Source organism: Tateyamaria sp. LSS28, assembly GCF_059611725.1.
Genome location: NZ_JCAPFI010000004.1, coordinates 355259 through 370694, shown reverse-complemented (window position 1 = coordinate 370694; position 15436 = coordinate 355259). Strand labels below are relative to the sequence as shown.

At 59.8% G+C, this 15436-nt stretch carries 13 protein-coding genes and 1 tRNA gene; 2 read left to right on the top strand and 12 right to left on the bottom strand.

The features are described from left to right. Nucleotides 1–68: 68 nt before the first annotated feature. Both AC53L6_RS14325 and AC53L6_RS14320 read left to right on the top strand, forming a co-directional pair. Complete coding sequence (locus tag AC53L6_RS14325; RefSeq protein ID WP_299202278.1) at nt 69–1703, top strand: ABC transporter ATP-binding protein; 1635 nt, start codon at nt 69–71, stop codon at nt 1701–1703. A gap of 158 nt (nt 1704–1861) precedes the next feature. Next, nucleotides 1862–2698 (top strand): alkaline phosphatase family protein, encoded by an 837-nt coding sequence (locus AC53L6_RS14320; protein ID WP_496908324.1) that lies wholly within the window; start codon nt 1862–1864, stop codon nt 2696–2698. Nucleotides 2699–2880: 182 nt separating this feature from the next. Here the strand turns inward: AC53L6_RS14320 and AC53L6_RS14315 are convergent, their stop codons facing one another. From AC53L6_RS14315 to AC53L6_RS14260, 12 genes are all read right to left on the bottom strand, one after another. Beyond that, entirely contained in the window at nt 2881–3348 is a 468-nt protein-coding gene (locus tag AC53L6_RS14315) for a hypothetical protein (protein WP_496908323.1), read from the bottom strand. 322 nt (nt 3349–3670) lie between these two features. After that, the gene (locus AC53L6_RS14310) at nt 3671–5569 is read right to left on the bottom strand and encodes an acyl-CoA synthetase (protein ID WP_496908322.1); all 1899 of its coding nucleotides are present in this window, start codon (nt 5567–5569) and stop codon (nt 3671–3673) included. A 160-nt stretch (nt 5570–5729) separates the two neighbouring features. Next, complete coding sequence (locus tag AC53L6_RS14305) at nt 5730–7541, bottom strand: ABC transporter transmembrane domain-containing protein (RefSeq protein WP_496908321.1); 1812 nt, start codon at nt 7539–7541, stop codon at nt 5730–5732. 85 nt (nt 7542–7626) lie between these two features. Continuing rightward, nucleotides 7627–7700 (bottom strand) — tRNA-Gly (locus AC53L6_RS14300). A 63-nt stretch (nt 7701–7763) separates the two neighbouring features. Beyond that, nucleotides 7764–8897: a Gfo/Idh/MocA family protein gene (locus AC53L6_RS14295; RefSeq protein ID WP_496908320.1), complete on the bottom strand. Its 1134-nt coding sequence runs from the start codon at nt 8895–8897 to the stop codon at nt 7764–7766. Continuing rightward, entirely contained in the window at nt 8897–9952 is a 1056-nt protein-coding gene (locus tag AC53L6_RS14290) for a sugar phosphate isomerase/epimerase family protein (RefSeq protein WP_496908319.1), read from the bottom strand. Before AC53L6_RS14290 ends, AC53L6_RS14295 begins: the two co-directional genes overlap by 1 nt. Nucleotides 9953–9975: 23 nt before the next feature. Further along, a complete protein-coding gene (locus tag AC53L6_RS14285) occupies nt 9976–11028 on the bottom strand; it encodes a LacI family DNA-binding transcriptional regulator (protein ID WP_496908318.1) in 1053 nt (350 codons plus the stop codon). Between the two features lie 6 nt (nt 11029–11034). Then, nucleotides 11035–12657 (bottom strand): dihydroxyacetone kinase subunit DhaK, encoded by a 1623-nt coding sequence (locus AC53L6_RS14280; RefSeq protein WP_496908317.1) that lies wholly within the window; start codon nt 12655–12657, stop codon nt 11035–11037. 14 nt (nt 12658–12671) lie between these two features. Further along, nucleotides 12672–13670: an ABC transporter ATP-binding protein gene (locus AC53L6_RS14275; RefSeq protein ID WP_299202249.1), complete on the bottom strand. Its 999-nt coding sequence runs from the start codon at nt 13668–13670 to the stop codon at nt 12672–12674. After that, entirely contained in the window at nt 13663–14760 is a 1098-nt protein-coding gene (locus AC53L6_RS14270) for an ABC transporter ATP-binding protein (protein WP_496908316.1), read from the bottom strand. The genes AC53L6_RS14275 and AC53L6_RS14270 overlap by 8 nt, the downstream gene beginning before the upstream one ends. Continuing rightward, on the bottom strand, nt 14753–15121 hold the full coding sequence (locus AC53L6_RS14265) for a bleomycin resistance protein (protein ID WP_496908315.1): 369 nt from the start codon (nt 15119–15121) through the stop codon (nt 14753–14755). Before AC53L6_RS14265 ends, AC53L6_RS14270 begins: the two co-directional genes overlap by 8 nt. Before the next feature lies 1 nt (nt 15122). Then, on the bottom strand, nt 15123–15317 hold the full coding sequence (locus tag AC53L6_RS14260; protein ID WP_299202240.1) for a hypothetical protein: 195 nt from the start codon (nt 15315–15317) through the stop codon (nt 15123–15125). Nucleotides 15318–15436: the final 119 nt, after the last annotated feature.

Genomic DNA, 15436 nt, shown 5'->3' with positions numbered 1-15436 from the left:
CAAACCCTTCCTTTCTTCTGGCCCAAAATACCTCGGGGTCCGGGGCAGAGCCCCGGAGATATGCCAACATGACAACACCACTGCTCAAAGTCCGCGGCCTCAAGATCGGCGCCACCGTCTATCCGCCCGGCGAAAAACCCCACGACATCGAAATCGTGCACGGCGTCGACTTCGATGTCGAACCGGGCAAGGTGCTCGGCCTGATCGGAGAGTCAGGCGCAGGCAAATCCACCATCGGCCTCGCCTCCATGGCCTATGGCCGCGGCGGCGTAAAACTCACCGCAGGCTCCGTCGAAGTGAACGGGCGCGACGTGCTGCAAGCACCGCTCAAGGACATCCGCAAGCTGCGCGGGGCCGAGGTGACATATGTCAGCCAGTCGGCCGCCGCCTCGTTCAACCCGGCCAAGCAGATCATGGAACAGGTGATCGAGGCGGCCGTGGGTCAGGGCAAGTTCACAAAAGCCAAGGCACAGGCCCGCGCCGTTGAACTCTTCACCAAGCTGGGCCTGCCCGACCCCGACACCATCGGCAACCGCTACCCGCACCAGGTCTCGGGCGGGCAACTGCAACGCTGCATGACGGCGCTCGCGCTCTGCCCCGAACCCGACCTCGTCGTGTTCGACGAACCCACAACGGCCCTCGACGTCACCACCCAGATCGACGTGCTGAAGGCGATCAAGGACGCGATCCGCGACACCGGAGTGGCCGCCCTCTACATCACACATGACCTCGCGGTCGTAGCGCAAGTCAGCGACCACATCATGGTGCTGCGACACGGTGAAAAGGTCGAATACGGAACAACAGACCAGATCATCAATACACCCCAGGAAGAGTACACAAAGGCGCTCGTCTCCGTCCGCTCTATCGAACACGAGGAAAAGCAACCCACCGAACCGGTCCTGCGGGTGGAAAACATCACCGCCCGCTACAAAGGCACCAATTTCGACGTCCTGCACGATGTCAGCGTCGACATCAGCCCGGGACAAACGCTGGCGGTGGTGGGCGAATCCGGCTCCGGCAAATCCACCCTCGCCCGCGTGATCACCGGCCTCCTGCCCCCCACGGCAGGCAAGATCACCTTTGCCGGCCGCACGCTCAGCCCCGACCTCCCCTCGCGCAGCATCGAAGACCTGCGCGAGTTGCAGATGATCTACCAGATGGCGGATACCGCCATGAACCCGCGCCAGACTGTTGGCACGATCATCGGGCGTCCGCTCGAATTCTATTTCGGCCTCAAGGGCGCCGAGAAACAGAAACGCATACAGGAACTGCTGGACGAGATCGAACTGGGCAAGGGCTTCCAGGATCGCTACCCGGCAGAACTTTCCGGCGGACAGAAACAACGGGTCTGCATCGCCCGCGCCCTCGCGGCGAAACCCAAGCTGATCATCTGTGACGAGGTGACATCGGCACTCGACCCGTTGGTGGCCGACGGCATTCTCAAACTGCTGCTCGACCTGCAAAGGATCGAGGATGTCGCCTACCTCTTCATCACCCACGATCTGGCCACGGTGCGCGCCATCTCGGACAGCATCGCCGTGATGTATCAGGGCAAGGTCCAGCGCTACGGCACCAAGTCCGAGGTGCTCACGCCCCCGTTCGACGATTACACCGATCTGCTGCTCAGCTCTGTGCCGGAAATGAAACTGGGCTGGCTCGAAGACGTGATCGCCAACCGCAAGATGGAAAGTGCAGGCAACTGAAGGACACCCCAAAAGGGATGGTGGGCGGGGCGTCTTTGCCATTGGCAAAGCGCGTCCGATCCGGCCCATCTTTCAATTCTGCAACCTGACCTGCGCAACAACGTCTTGGTGCAGACATATCCCCATGCCTACAGTGCCCCGACACGAAGGGACCGGCCATGACCAAGAAACTCCTGCTCATCATTCTTGACGGCGTACCGCTCAGAAACTTCCGCCGCCTCTTCGGCAATCTCGAAGGCTGGGTGGACAGCGGCGACGCGCAGACGTGGACACACCGCAGCGTCATCCCGTCAATCTCCGCCTCCTGCTATGCGTCGATCCACACCGGGGTCACGCCAGCCGAACATGGCTGCACCGGCAACGGCAACGTGTCCCGCCTGACCCACCCGGACGTGTTCGGGCAGGTCCGCAAGGCAGGCGGCACCACGGGGGCCGTCGCCCATTCCTTCTGGTCGGAATTTTTCAACCGCGCGCCCTTCGATGTCATCCGTGATATCGAATATGACGAACCAGCCAGCGACACGATCAACCACGGTCGCTTTCACACAATGACAGGCTACGGCGCCAACAACCAGATGACACCGTCCGACGTGGACCTCTTCGGCACACTCACCAACCTCTGCACCCGGTTCGACCTGACCTACGGCATGCTGCACACATGTACGCTCGACAGTATGGGGCACCGGTTCTTCCACGATTGTCAGGAAATGGATCAGGCCTGTTTTGTCATGGACGAGATGCTGGCCCCCTTCATCCCGCGCTGGCGCGACATGGGATACGAGGTGATCGTGACCGCCGATCACGGGCAGGATGACCGCGGGCACCATGGCGGGCGTGGCGCATTGCAGCAGGAAACAGCGCTCTACTATTTCGGAGAGGCTAAGGGCCCCGACACAGGCACCGCGATCGACCAGTTGCAACTGGCCCCCACGATCCTGAATCGCCTCGGTGCCAACATCCCCGACACGATGAAGGGCAAAACTTTCCTGAGTTGAATCCAAGCCGTGCAAGTGGTGGCCCGTGGGGTGCCGCTCTATCGCTCTTTCAGCGCACTTTATCGTGGTCATTTGCCTATGACAGGTCCACAGCGCGCCGACGGAAACGTAGCGGCAGCCCGCCGGGACGGGCCGCCACTGGCACGGCGCCTTCGGCTTGATTCCGTGCCTAGGTCCTCAGCTCAGGCCGTCGCCTTGTAATCTGCAAACACCTCGACCAAAGCCGAGGCTTGCTGCATCCCCTGCACCCTGCGCTGCAATTCACCCTGCCCGTCAAACAGCAACAGCGTCACATGCGGTGAATTGAACCGCCGGGCAAAGGCAGCGCCCTCGGGCGTCTTGATATCGGCAACCAGATACACCAATCCGCAATCGTCAAAATCACGCAGCGCCTTGCGTGTTTGTTTTTGCAAAGCCGTGCAAGTGGGACATTGCGGGTCATGGACCTGCACGATCGCCAGGTCGCCTTTGCCCACGCGGGTCAGATCATGCTCAGCCGCATAGCTCCGGAACGAACTCACCCCCCAAAACCCAAAACCCAGAACCACGGCCGAGGCAGCCGCGCCACCGCCCATCACCGACCGGCGTGACAACCCACTTTTCTCCGACTTCGATGGTGCCGCCTTCACACGTTTTTTCGACTTCGGCATCTTGTCCCCTTTTCCGACATCTCTTGGCAGAACGATAGGACAGAACAAACAGACATGCGGTCACGTCTCCGTCAGGTCTGAGCGACCCATGAACGCATCGTTAACGCGGGTCACCAAAGGTTAACTGTACGGCGTTGGTAAAGCGCAGATTAACAGGCGTTCGGGGGCAAAATGCGCAGTTTCCCGGCAAAAATGCGCGGAATGCCTCGAACATCCCAAAATCAATGCAAATACAGGGGTCCAAAGATCGCAAAAGGCGCGGCAAACTTCGCAGTTCCGCGCCTTTCACGTTGTCAAACCGCACCGCACGGTGCGTTAGGATTTACTGGGCTGCCATCGCCTCGGACGCCATGTCCCACGGACGGACAAAGTCACCCAAAACGGTCTGGATCGCCGTCTCGCCCTCGCCATTGGCAGCGACCTGCGCGACCAAACCACGCTTCTTGTCATCCGTCACGGCCACAACCTGCGCCTTCAGCCCCGCCTCGGTCAGCGCCGCGTTGTAGACACGTGTGATCGCTTCTTTGCGCAGATCGGGTTTGAAGATTTTTCCGACAGCGGTCTTTGGCAGCTCGTCCATGATGGTCATGTGTTTGGGCTGTGCTGCCCGCTCGTGCACATGTTCCTTGCAGAACGCCATCAGCTCATCCGGTGTCACCGTCGCACCGTCGACCAGCTCTACATAAGCGCACGGCAGCTCACCCGAATGCTGGTCAGGCTGACCAATCGCACCGGCAAAGGCGACGGCCTCATGACCCAGCAGCGCCTCTTCGATCTCGGCCGGATCGATGTTGTGACCACCACGAATGATCAGGTCCTTGGCGCGGCCCGTGATCCACAAATACCCGTCTTCGTCAAAGCGGCCCAGATCGCCCGTCCGCAGGTATTTCTCGTTGTAATACAAGTCTTTGTTCTTGTCGGCCTCGGTATAGGTGTTGCCCGCCCAGACGCCCGGATTGCTCACACAAATCTCGCCGATCTCGTCCACACCGGCCTCGATCGGACCATCCGGCGTGCCTTTGTAGATCTTGACGTCCGTATAGGGGAACGGGATGCCAACAGAGCCGATTTTCTTTTCGCCGTCGATGGGGTTGCCGGACACAAGGCAGGTTGCCTCGGTCATGCCGTAGCCCTCAACGATCTCCACGCCTGCAGCGCTCTCATAGCGTTTGAACAGCTCTTGAGGCAGCGGGGCCGAACCCGAGAATGTCGATTTCACGGTGCCAATATCCGCATCAATCGGACGCTGCATCATGGCCGCAATGGCCGTGGGCACCGACGCGATAAAGGTGATTTTCCACCGTTCGGTCAGCTTCCAGATATTGTCAAAGACGCCTTCACCCCGGTAGCCTTGCGGTGTGGGGAAGATGCAATGCGCACCGGACGCAACAGCGCCCAACAGCAACACGTGTGCGGCCATAACGTGGAAAAGTGGCAATGGTGCCAGTATGTTATCCTCAGCTGACAGCAGAACGGTCGCACCAACCCATCCGTTGTAGACCATGCCGGAGTACTTATGCTGCGCGACCTTCGGCATGCCGGTTGTGCCGCCGGTGTGGAAGTAGCACGCGACGCGATCTTCCTGCACATCCTCGAACTGCAGCGTTGTCGGATGCTTGGCGCATTCTGCGTTGAAATTCAGGTATGTAACGCCTGACGCCTTTTCCATCTTGGGACGGATCAGTGGGATGATGAAGGATTTGAGGCCGGACACATGGCCCAGCAGATCCACCTCGAACACGGTCTTGACGTTGGGCGCTAGCTTCACCGCTTCGGTAGTCTTCTCTGCCACGTCTGTCTTTGGAAACGCGCGCAAGGTAACCACGGCCTTGGCGTCTGTTTCGCGAAGGATGGCACCGATCTGTTCGGCGTCCAGAAGCGGGTTGATCGGGTTCACAATGCCCGCAGTCGCACCACCCAGAAGCGTGATAACCGTCTCGGTTGCGTTGGGCAGGATGTAGGCAACAACGTCGGTCGGGCCGATGCCATGCTTGCGGAACATGTTGGCGCATTGCGCCGTGCGGCCCTGAAGCTGTGTCCACGTCAGCGTCTCGGCTTTGGACTTGGGGTCCGAAAAGATCTGGTAGCTGATGGCGTTGTGACTGGGGTATTTCTCGGCCGTTCTGCTCAACATACCGAACAGGGTTTTGGCGACATCACGCTCTTCCCAGGGCATCTCGTTCTGAATGGCGTCGCGGTCCGCGATCCCGGCAAATGGCATGGTCATCCTCCCTGTAGCGCCATGTATTTTTTGTTACGGCGCAATAATTCCTCCGCAACAAGATGCGGTGGATTGCCGCAATGTTCAAGCATTGCAAGGAGCTGGGACCTGCCGGGACGCCGCGTCAGATACAGTAACCTAGGGTCACAAAGCGCCCGCGCTATTCTGCGGCGACGCCGTCTGTGAATTGCAGACGTGCCAACCGGGCATAGAGACCATCTTCGGACACCAATTGATGATGAGGACCCTGCGCCACAACACGACCTTGATCCAGAACGACGATGCGGTCTGCTTTTTTGACCGTTGCGAGACGGTGCGCCACGATCAGTGTGGTCCGTCCCTGCGCCAGCGTATCCACCGCCTCTTGAACCGCGCGTTCGCTTTCGGCGTCCAATGCGCTTGTCGCCTCGTCCAGCAGCAAGACCGGGGCATCCCGCAAAATGGCCCGCGCAATGGCAATGCGCTGCTTCTGACCGCCTGAAAGCATGACACCACGCTCGCCCAACGGGCTGTCATATCCCTGCGGCAAGGCCGAGATGAAATCGTGCGCCGCAGCGGCCTGTGCTGCCGCGACAATCTCGGCTTGCATTGCGCCGGGACGTCCGAAGGCGATGTTTTCAGCGGCAGATGCTGCAAAGATGATCGGGTCTTGCGGCACAAGGGCGATGTGTTGACGGAACGCTTCCCGCTCCATCTGCGCCACATCAGTTCCGTCCAGCAAAATGCGTCCTTCCTGCGGATCATAGAAGCGCAGGAGCATCTGGATGATGGTGGTTTTCCCGGCACCTGAAGGACCAACAAAAGCAACGGTTTCGCCGGGTCGAATATCCAATGACACGCCATCCAGCGCGTTGATCGCCGGACGTGCCGGGTAGGCAAAGCGTACGTCATCGAAGGTGATGTGCCCAGACACGGGCTGAGACAGTTGCAAGGGTTGCTCGACATCCTGCACTGCATCTGTGGTCTGCAGCAGTTCCACCAAGCGCTCGGTCGCACCGGCGGCACGCTGCAACTCGCCTATGATCTCGGACAAGGCGGCAACGCCACCCGCAACCATGACCGCATAGATGACGAACTGGATCAGCGCGCCCATGGTCATCGTGTCAGAGCGCACATCATTGGCCCCGATCCAGAGCACGCCAACGATCCCGACAAAGACCAGGAAAATGACAATTGCCGTCATCAAGGCGCGCGTCGCAATCCGCCTGCGGGCAGATCCAAAGCTTTGCTCGGTCACATCTGAAAACATGTCCCGGCTTGCCGCTTCGTGGGTGAATGCCTGCACGGTCTGTACCGCGCTCAACTGCTCGGACGCCCGACCCGAGGACGCGGCGATCCAGTCCTGGTTCTCACGGCTCAGCACCCGCAAACGGCGCCCTAACACAAGGATCGGAACGATGACGGCAGGCACGATCAACAACACAAGCCCGGTCAACTTGGCCGAGGTCAGTAACATCAAGACAAGCCCACCGATAAAGATCAGAAGATTGCGCAGGGCAATTGAAACCGACGATCCGATTACGCTCAATATCAAGGTAGTGTCGGTGGTGATCCGGCTCAACACCTCACCCGTCATGATATTTTCGTAGAAACTGGGCGACATGCCGATGACGCGGTTGAACACCGCTTTGCGGATGTCTGCCACCACGCGCTCTCCCAGGCGCGTCACCAGCATATAGCGCACGGCTGTGCCCACGGCCAAAAGGCCGGCGATTCCGATGGCTGCGAGGAAGTAAAGGTCGAGAATCTCGGACTGTTCAGTGTTGAAATTGTCCACCACGCGACGCACGGCCAAAGGCAGGGCCAATGATACAATCGCCGTGGACACCAGCGCCGCAATGGCGGCCAACATTAGCTTCCAATAGGGCTGAACAAAAGGCCAAAGCGCACGTAAAGCGCTAAGCTGTTTGGACTTTTCGCGCTCTGGCGTGCCTGTCTTGGGGGGCACTGGTGTGGTCGTATGGTCGGCCATGCGGTCTCCGGCAACATATGCAGTGCGCACATGCCCGCACCCGAGCGGTCAGGTCAAGTGGACAGGGCAGCGCATGGGAGGGGGTTGGAGCGGGCGGCGGGAATCGAACCCGCGTCATTAGCTTGGAAGGCTAAGGTCTTACCACTACACAACGCCCGCAGCTCCGGGTGTTGAGATATGCCAAGGGCCGGGGCGGGTCAAGCCGCCCCTGTACCCGTTTTGTCAGTGGTCCAGTTTCACCCATGCCGCATTGCGGGCCGAGGATTTGACGCAGGCCGATACGAACTGCACGCCTTTCAGCCCATCATGTATCGTCGGATACATCACATCCTCCGGCACCGCCTCGCCCGCCTTGACAGCGGCGATGGCAGTAGCAGCCTCGGTATAGATATTGGCGAACCCTTCCAGATAGCCTTCTGGATGCCCGGGCGGGATGCGTGAGACGCGCCCGGCGGCATCCCCTGCCCCAGCCCCATTGCGTGTGATAAGGCGCTTGGGCTCTCCAAACGGCGTGTGCCACAGGTAGTTCGGATCTTCCTGCGCCCATTCGAGGCCACCCTTGTCGCCATAGACCCGAATGCGCAGTGCGTTTTCATTGCCCGGCGCCACTTGGCTGCACCACAGCATCCCCTTGGCTCCGCCATCGAACCGCAACATGACATGACCGTTGTCGTCGACCTGCCGACCGGGCACGAAAGCTTCCAGATCTGCAGCCAGACTGTCGACCTCCAAACCTGTGACAAAGCAAGCAAGGTTGAATGCGTGGGTGCCGATGTCACCCGTAGACCCGCCAGCACCGGACCGTGCCGGATCGGTGCGCCATTCGGCTTGCTTGAAATCCTGCTCGACGGTCAGCCAGTCCTGCGGATACTCGACCTGCACCACACGGATGGTCCCAATGTCCCCATTCGCCACCATCTCGCGCGCCTGACGCACCATGGGATAGCCCGTGTAGTTATGGGTCAGGATGAACAGCGCGTCGCTGTCTTCGGCGGCCTTCACCAGTTTCTTGGCATCCGCCAAAGTCGATGTGAGCGGCTTGTCACAGATCACGTGAATACCGCGCTTCAAAAACTCACGCGCCGCTGCATAGTGCACGTGGTTCGGTGTCACGATACTGACGGCGTCAATTCCGTCCTTCCGCCGCGCCTCACGCTGCGCCATCTGTTTGTAGTCGTCATAGATGCGCGGCAGACCAAGAGCCGCACCGCTGGCCTGAGATTTTTCCGGCGTCGAACTCAGCGCACCGGCCACAAGTTCGAACCGGTCGTCAATCCGACTGGCAATACGGTGTACCCCACCAATAAAGGCGTCGTTGCCGCCACCAACCATGCCCAGCTTGATACAGTCTGCCATCAGTCGATCCCCAGCATCTTGCGGTTGGCCGCCTCGTCTGTGCCCCCATCGGCAAAGTCGTCAAAAGCACGTTCGGTTACGCGGATAATATGATCAGACACGAACTGGGCACCCTCGCGCGCCCCGTCTTCAGGATGCTTCAGACAGCATTCCCATTCCACCACGGCCCAACCATCAAAGTCATTGGCTGCCATCTTGGAAAACACTGCTGCGAAGTCGACCTGCCCGTCACCGAGCGACCGGAATCGACCCGCGCGGTCGACCCAGCTTTGATATCCGGAATACACGCCCTGCCGTCCCGTCGGATTGAACTCGGCATCCTTGACGTGGAACATCCGGATACGATCTTTGTAGATGTCGATATTATCAAGGTAATCAAGGCACTGCAGGACATAGTGGCTCGGGTCGTAGAGCATGTTGCAACGTGCGTGATTGTCCACACGCTCAAGGAACATCTCGAAGGTCACCCCGTCGTGCAGGTCTTCTCCGGGGTGGATTTCATAGCAGATATCGACCCCGTTTTCCTCGGCATGATCAAGGATCGGACGCCAACGGGCTGCAAGCTCGTCAAAGGCGGTCTCGACCAGACCTGCCGGGCGCTGAGGCCATGGATAGATATAAGGCCATGCCAGCGCGCCAGAGAACGTGGCATGTGCACCGATGCCCATATTGGCCGAGGCCGAGATCGCCTGTTTCACCTGATCCACGGCCCATGCCTGCCGTGCCTTGGGATTGCCCCGCACAGATTCAGCAGCAAACCCGTCAAACGCTTCGTCATAAGCCGGGTGAACTGCAACCAGCTGCCCCTGAAGATGGGTGGACAGCTCGGTCACCTCAACCCCGTTTTCGGCGGCCTGCCCCTTGAACGTGTCGCAATAATCCTTGCTCTCGGCCGCGGTAGCCAAGTCGATCAAGCGCCCATCCCAACTGGGAACCTGCACGCCTTTGTAGCCGCAATCGGCGGCCCACTTGGTGATGGCATCCCAAGAATTAAACGGCGCGTCATCGCCTGCAAACTGCGCCAGAAACAGCGCCGGACCTTTGATAGTTTTCATGGTGTCTCCTCCCATCATGCCGATCAGGGGGTCGGCATGTTTTCCTTCAGATAGATATCGATGCGAATGCGTTCTTGCGTGTGATCAATGGGCTGACGGTCTGCCGTGGCTTTCATCAGCCGTATGGCAGATCGCACAAGGTGACCGGTATCCTGCGATATGATGGCATCGAACACGTCATTGTTCAAAGCGATGCGCGAAGTGGGTGTAAGTTCGTGCGCAATGACGGTCAGACCGGGGTGCGGATTATCGCTCAGGTACTGGATCAGGCCGGGATTGCCAGCAGCTGAGGAATATATCCCGCAAAGGTCAGGGTAGGACGCAAAGACGTCTGGCAGCATCTTGCGGATCAGCTCTGGATCATCCCGTCCCTCGATCGAAGCAACAACATCCAACTCCGGGAACTGTTCGGACATGACGGCATCAAAGCCCTTGCGCCGCTCAAGATGATCGCGGGCTAGCCGTGATCCCGTGATGACCAGCACACGCCCGCTTTGTCTGGCAAAGCGCCCCATCAGGTGTGCCGCGGTTCTGCCAGCGGCCACGTTGTCAACGCCGATAAAGTGGTCACGCTCGGAACTGGGCAAATCCGCGACCAGGGCGACGACAACGATCCCGCGGGCGCGGGCGCGCCTGACCGCATCGCGAACCGATGGCGTTTCTGGCCCGAACACCGCCACCCCGTCCGTCCGGTTTGCATCCACATCGTCCAGTGTCTGAACAATGGCTTGCGGGTCGAAGGGGGGGACCCGCACTGTGTCCAGCGTTGTCCTCTGGTGGCGTAGCTTGATGGCCTGTTCGGTCACATGATGATCCAGTGCCACCACAAATTCATTGGCCGTATCCGGCAGGATAAACAGCAGGTTATAGACCCGGCCGCGCGCCAGATTTGCAGCAGCCGTGTCACGAACGTAACCCAACTCGGCAATGGCCTTGTTGACCTTTTCGATAGTCACGGATCGAACGCCAGGCCGTGCATTCAACACTCGATCAACCGTCGCAAGCGACACGCCCGCCACGCGCGCGATGTCATTGACGGTTGGTTTGATACCGGTCTTGGCGTCCTGCTTGTTCAACCGCGCCTACCCTTTCATGGCTTTGGCCAACCCTTCAAAGACCATCGCTACTGCCTCGGCCCCTGGGTCATTGTGCCCCTTCAAATTCTCCGAGGGCACATACGCCGCACGCCCCGCTTTTGCACGGTGAATATGTGCCGTGTTGTCGGCCCCTTTGCGCGCCGCGGTCGCCGACGCATCTATCCCGACTGAAAGTGCCTCCAGCGCCGGAGCAAGCGCGTCGATCATCGTGCGATCACCCACCTGCGCCCCGCCCACGTCACTCACGCGCTTCAGGCCTTCGGCCAACGCCTTCTGCACTGGTGCGCCGCCAGCACAAGCATCCCCTGCCGCATTGAAGTATATGGCAAGGATGACACCAGATGATCCGCCCATCGTCTGGCTCAACTCATTCCCTAGCGCGGGGAAAAGCTGGGTGAGATCCGCCAGAGGCATTGCATCCAGCCGGTCTTTGAGCGCGCGCGCCGCTGTCGCGAGGGTGCTGCCCGTGTCTCCATCACCGGACTTGGCATCTAACTCGTTCAAGGTGCTTTCCGCCGCGATAAGGACGTCAGCGACTTGATCAATCGTATTCCGGGTCTGCACGTTGGCAGAGGGGATGGGTTCGATGGGGGTCAACCCATCCGGCAAAGCGGTCACGGGCACATCCACCAGTGCCTGCATTCCCGGCCATGCCGCCATCGGGACGGGTTCAGCCAGCGCGTCCAAATCCTCTTGCGTTGTGGGCAAAACCGATACGGAGAACCCGTGCATATCAAGCGATGTCATCATCAAGGCCGGGCCAATGACATGGCTGGCAATGTCCGCTTGTGCCAGCCTATGGCACAGCACGGACATCTCGAGGGGTGTGGTCGATCCAAGATTATTGACCAATGCAACACATGGACCATCGGGCGCATGGTCGCGCAGTTTGGTCAGGACCAGATCCATCGCCTCTGCCGCGCCCGAAAAGTCGACCTGTTCCACACCCGGTTCACCATGAATCCCAAGGCCCAGCTCTGCCTTGCCGGTGGGAATGCGGTTTTCCTTGGGCGACCCCGGAACCGTGCAGGTGTCGAGGCTGGTGCCGATGGACGCCACATTCTTTATGATCCGACGCGCAGCAGCCGCCACATCCTCAAGCTGTTTGCCCGCTTCGGCCATGGCACCCGCAATCTTGTGGACAAAGAGCGTGCCCGCAACTCCACGCGGTTGCGGTAGATCGGGCAGCGCAATGTCATCATCGACCACCACCATCTCGACCTTGCGCCCCAGCGCGCGGGCGCGCTCTGCCGCGAGGCCGAAATTCAACCGGTCTCCGGTGTAATTCTTGACGATCAGCAGGCAACCCGCCTCTCCAGTCACGGCAAGAATACCAGCCAGCACAGCCTCGACCGAAGGTGAGGCAAACACCTCTCCACAGACCGCGGCGGTCAACATGCCGGGACCCACAAAGCCCGCATGTGCCGGTTCATGGCCCGAGCCGCCGCCAGAGATCAACGCCACCCGATCACGGCTCCAGTCAGACCGGTAAACCACCTTGATATGCGGATACCCGTCGAGCCTTGTCAAAGCCCCGCCCGAGCAGGCCAGCAGCCCGTCAATGGCTTCCTTGACCAAATCCTCTTTCGCATTGACGAATTGTGTCATGTGCTTGTCCTTTCTCAGGTGATCCGCGCGCCTGCGGCGTCAAAGAAGACGGGGTTTTCCGGTGCAATCTGGATCGTTTCGCCCGCGTTCAACGACGTATGTGGATCCGTCAAAGTGATGACATCATGGTCCGCAACTTTCAGGTGCAACCGTGTCTGGTCCCCCAGGTGTTCCACGCGCACAACCTGAGCATCACGGCCCGATCCATGCCGGATGTTTTCAGGTCGCAATCCAACTTGATGCGCGCCCGCAGGCGCGTCCTCTCCCAACAAACCAACAGGAAGGAGGTTGATGCGGGGCTGGCCTAGACGCGCGGCTACATAGGCCGTGCGCGGGTTTTCGTAGATGTCGCGCGGGGTGCCGAACTGCACCAAACGGCCCTCGTCCAGCACGCCCACATGGGTGGCCATGGTCATCGCCTCGATCTGGTCATGGGTCACGTAAAGGAGCGTCGCTGCCAGTTCTGCATGGATGCGTTTCAACTCGATCCGCAGGTCCGCGCGCAGCTTGGCATCGAGCGAGCTAAGCGGCTCATCCATCAGGTAAACCTGCGGATCGCGCACAAGCGCGCGCCCGATGGACACACGCTGCATTTCGCCCCCCGACAGTTCGGTTGCCTTATTGTCGAGCTTGTGCGGGATGTGCAGCACGTCGGCCACCTCTTGCACCTTGCGCGCAATCTCGTCCTCGGGTGTTTTCAGAATGGGCGAGCGCAACGGAAAGGCCAAATTGTCCCGCACGGACATGTGCGGATAGAGCGAGTATTGCTGGAAAACCATCGCCACGTCGCGTTGCGCCGGCGTCAGATCCGTTACGGAGGCGCCGCCAATGTGAATGTCCCCCGTGTCCGGCTTTTCCAGCCCCGCGATCAGGCGCAGGGTCGTGGTCTTACCCGCCCCTGTTGGCCCAAGCAGCACGACAAACGCGCCATCGGGAATGGTCAGGTCCATGTCAATCACGGCCTTTGTCGACTTAAAAGATTTGGAGACGCCGCTCAGTTGCACCTCAGCCATGGGCGAGCACTCCTTCATTGAGTTCCGACCGCAGCGCGCGGCCGGATGCCTTGTCGAACAACGTCACTGTTCGGCCATTGAAGCCAAGGCCGACCGTTTCGCCGACGCTTGCGGGTTGGTCGGACGCGATACGTGCTTTGATCTCACCATTGGGCGTGTCGAGTGTCACGATTTGAGTGGTGCCAAGGTATTCGGTGGCCAGCACTTTGCTGCGGTAATCGCCGTCTGATGATAGGTGGATATGCTCGGGGCGGACGCCAAAAATCAGATCGCCTTCCGCACCCTCGCGCAGTTGAGGGACAGCCATGGGCTGATTGTTCAGCTGTATCTGCGCCTGTCCGTTACCTACTTTTCCGTTGAAATTCAGGAAGTTCATGGAGGGCGACCCGATAAAGTCAGCGACAAACATCGTGGCGGGCATGTCGTAGATGTCTTGTGGTTTGCCAAACTGTTCGACCACGGCGTTGTTCATCACCACAATCTTGTCGCCCATCTGCATGGCCTCTAGCTGGTCATGGGTGACATAGACGGTGGTGGCGCCCATGCGGTCGTGCAGGGCGCGCAGTTCTTCGGCCATGTGTTCGCGGAATTCAGCGTCAAGTGCACCCAGTGGTTCGTCCATCATGAAGGCTTTGGGCTCGCGTACGATGGCGCGGCCCAGTGCTACGCGTTGGCGGTCGCCGCCCGACAACCCGCCCACGGGTTTCTTGAGAATGTCCTTGATCCCGAGGATTGTCGCGACCTCGTCAACCTTCGCCCGCACCTGCGCGCGCGGCATGCCCTGGCTGACCAGCGGGTAGCTGAGATTCTTGTAGACGTTCATGTGCGGATAGAGCGCGAACATTTGGAAAACGAAGGCGATGTCGCGTTCGGAGGGAGGGCGCTGGCCTATCTCTTCCCCGTCGAGGAAAATTTCGCCGCTGGTGGGCAGTTCGAGACCTGCGATCATACGGAGCGTTGTGGTCTTGCCGCAGCCCGAGGGACCCAGCAGCATGAAGAATTCGCCGTCCTCGATGGTGAAGGAGCTTTCCCGAACCGCGACGAAATCGCCGAATTCCTTGCGAACGTTTTTGATAACAATTTCAGCCATCTGTAGTCTCCTCGCCAATCCGCAAGAGGGTGCCGTCGGGGTCCCATAGCGTGGCTTCGCGCATACCCCACGGCTTGTTTTCGGCGGGCAGAAATTTCGGGAAGGCACCTGCGCGCGGCAGGTCCAGCTTTGCGATTTGATCAGACAACGCATCGACCGATTTGGGACGGATATAGACCCCGTGGTTGCAGGTTTCGGGGGTGTGTTTGGGGTGTGAGAAGAAGTGAAGTTCGACCTTGTCGCGGTTCATCAGAAGGTAGTCGTTGTCCTTGTACCAGGTGTCAAAATCGAGTTGAGCGTAGAAGGCCTGGGTCGCGTCGAAGTCACGCGAGGGCAGGATCGGGCAGGCTTGTTCCCACATGTCATTCACCCTCCGGAAAGTGGCTGACGACGATGAACATAACCGTGCCCACCAGCGTCGTGATGAAGGAATAGGTGAAGGCCCAGAGCACGAAGGGCTGCATCAGCATGAAGACGCCCAGGGCGATGATGATGGTCGCCAGCGCCTCCCACGGGCCGCGGCGCAGGCGCATGAGGCCTGTGAAGAACCCTCTCATGATGTGCCCTCCGATTGGCTGAAAACGGGGGGGTGACATCCGTACAGCATCCGTACACCCCCCGTGCACCCCACCGGCACCCCCCCGGTGCACCAAGATGTTGTGGTCCGACATAGACG

Bases quoted from the DNA above. Each gene is read 5' to 3' on its own strand.
- AC53L6_RS14265 (WP_496908315.1), bottom strand. From the start codon at position 15,121: ATGTGGGAACAAGCCTGCCCGATCCTGCCCTCGCGTGACTTCGACGCG.
- AC53L6_RS14295 (WP_496908320.1), bottom strand. From the start codon at position 8,897: ATGGCAGACTGTATCAAGCTGGGCATGGTTGGTGGCGGCAACGACGCC.
- AC53L6_RS14280 (WP_496908317.1), bottom strand. From the start codon at position 12,657: ATGACACAATTCGTCAATGCGAAAGAGGATTTGGTCAAGGAAGCCATT.
- AC53L6_RS14275 (WP_299202249.1), bottom strand. From the start codon at position 13,670: ATGGCTGAGGTGCAACTGAGCGGCGTCTCCAAATCTTTTAAGTCGACA.
- AC53L6_RS14305 (WP_496908321.1), bottom strand. From the start codon at position 7,541: ATGGCCGACCATACGACCACACCAGTGCCCCCCAAGACAGGCACGCCA.
- AC53L6_RS14325 (WP_299202278.1), top strand. From the start codon at position 69: ATGACAACACCACTGCTCAAAGTCCGCGGCCTCAAGATCGGCGCCACC.
- AC53L6_RS14270 (WP_496908316.1), bottom strand. From the start codon at position 14,760: ATGGCTGAAATTGTTATCAAAAACGTTCGCAAGGAATTCGGCGATTTC.
- AC53L6_RS14260 (WP_299202240.1), bottom strand. From the start codon at position 15,317: ATGAGAGGGTTCTTCACAGGCCTCATGCGCCTGCGCCGCGGCCCGTGG.
- AC53L6_RS14315 (WP_496908323.1), bottom strand. From the start codon at position 3,348: ATGCCGAAGTCGAAAAAACGTGTGAAGGCGGCACCATCGAAGTCGGAG.
- AC53L6_RS14290 (WP_496908319.1), bottom strand. From the start codon at position 9,952: ATGAAAACTATCAAAGGTCCGGCGCTGTTTCTGGCGCAGTTTGCAGGC.
- AC53L6_RS14310 (WP_496908322.1), bottom strand. From the start codon at position 5,569: ATGCCATTTGCCGGGATCGCGGACCGCGACGCCATTCAGAACGAGATG.
- AC53L6_RS14320 (WP_496908324.1), top strand. From the start codon at position 1,862: ATGACCAAGAAACTCCTGCTCATCATTCTTGACGGCGTACCGCTCAGA.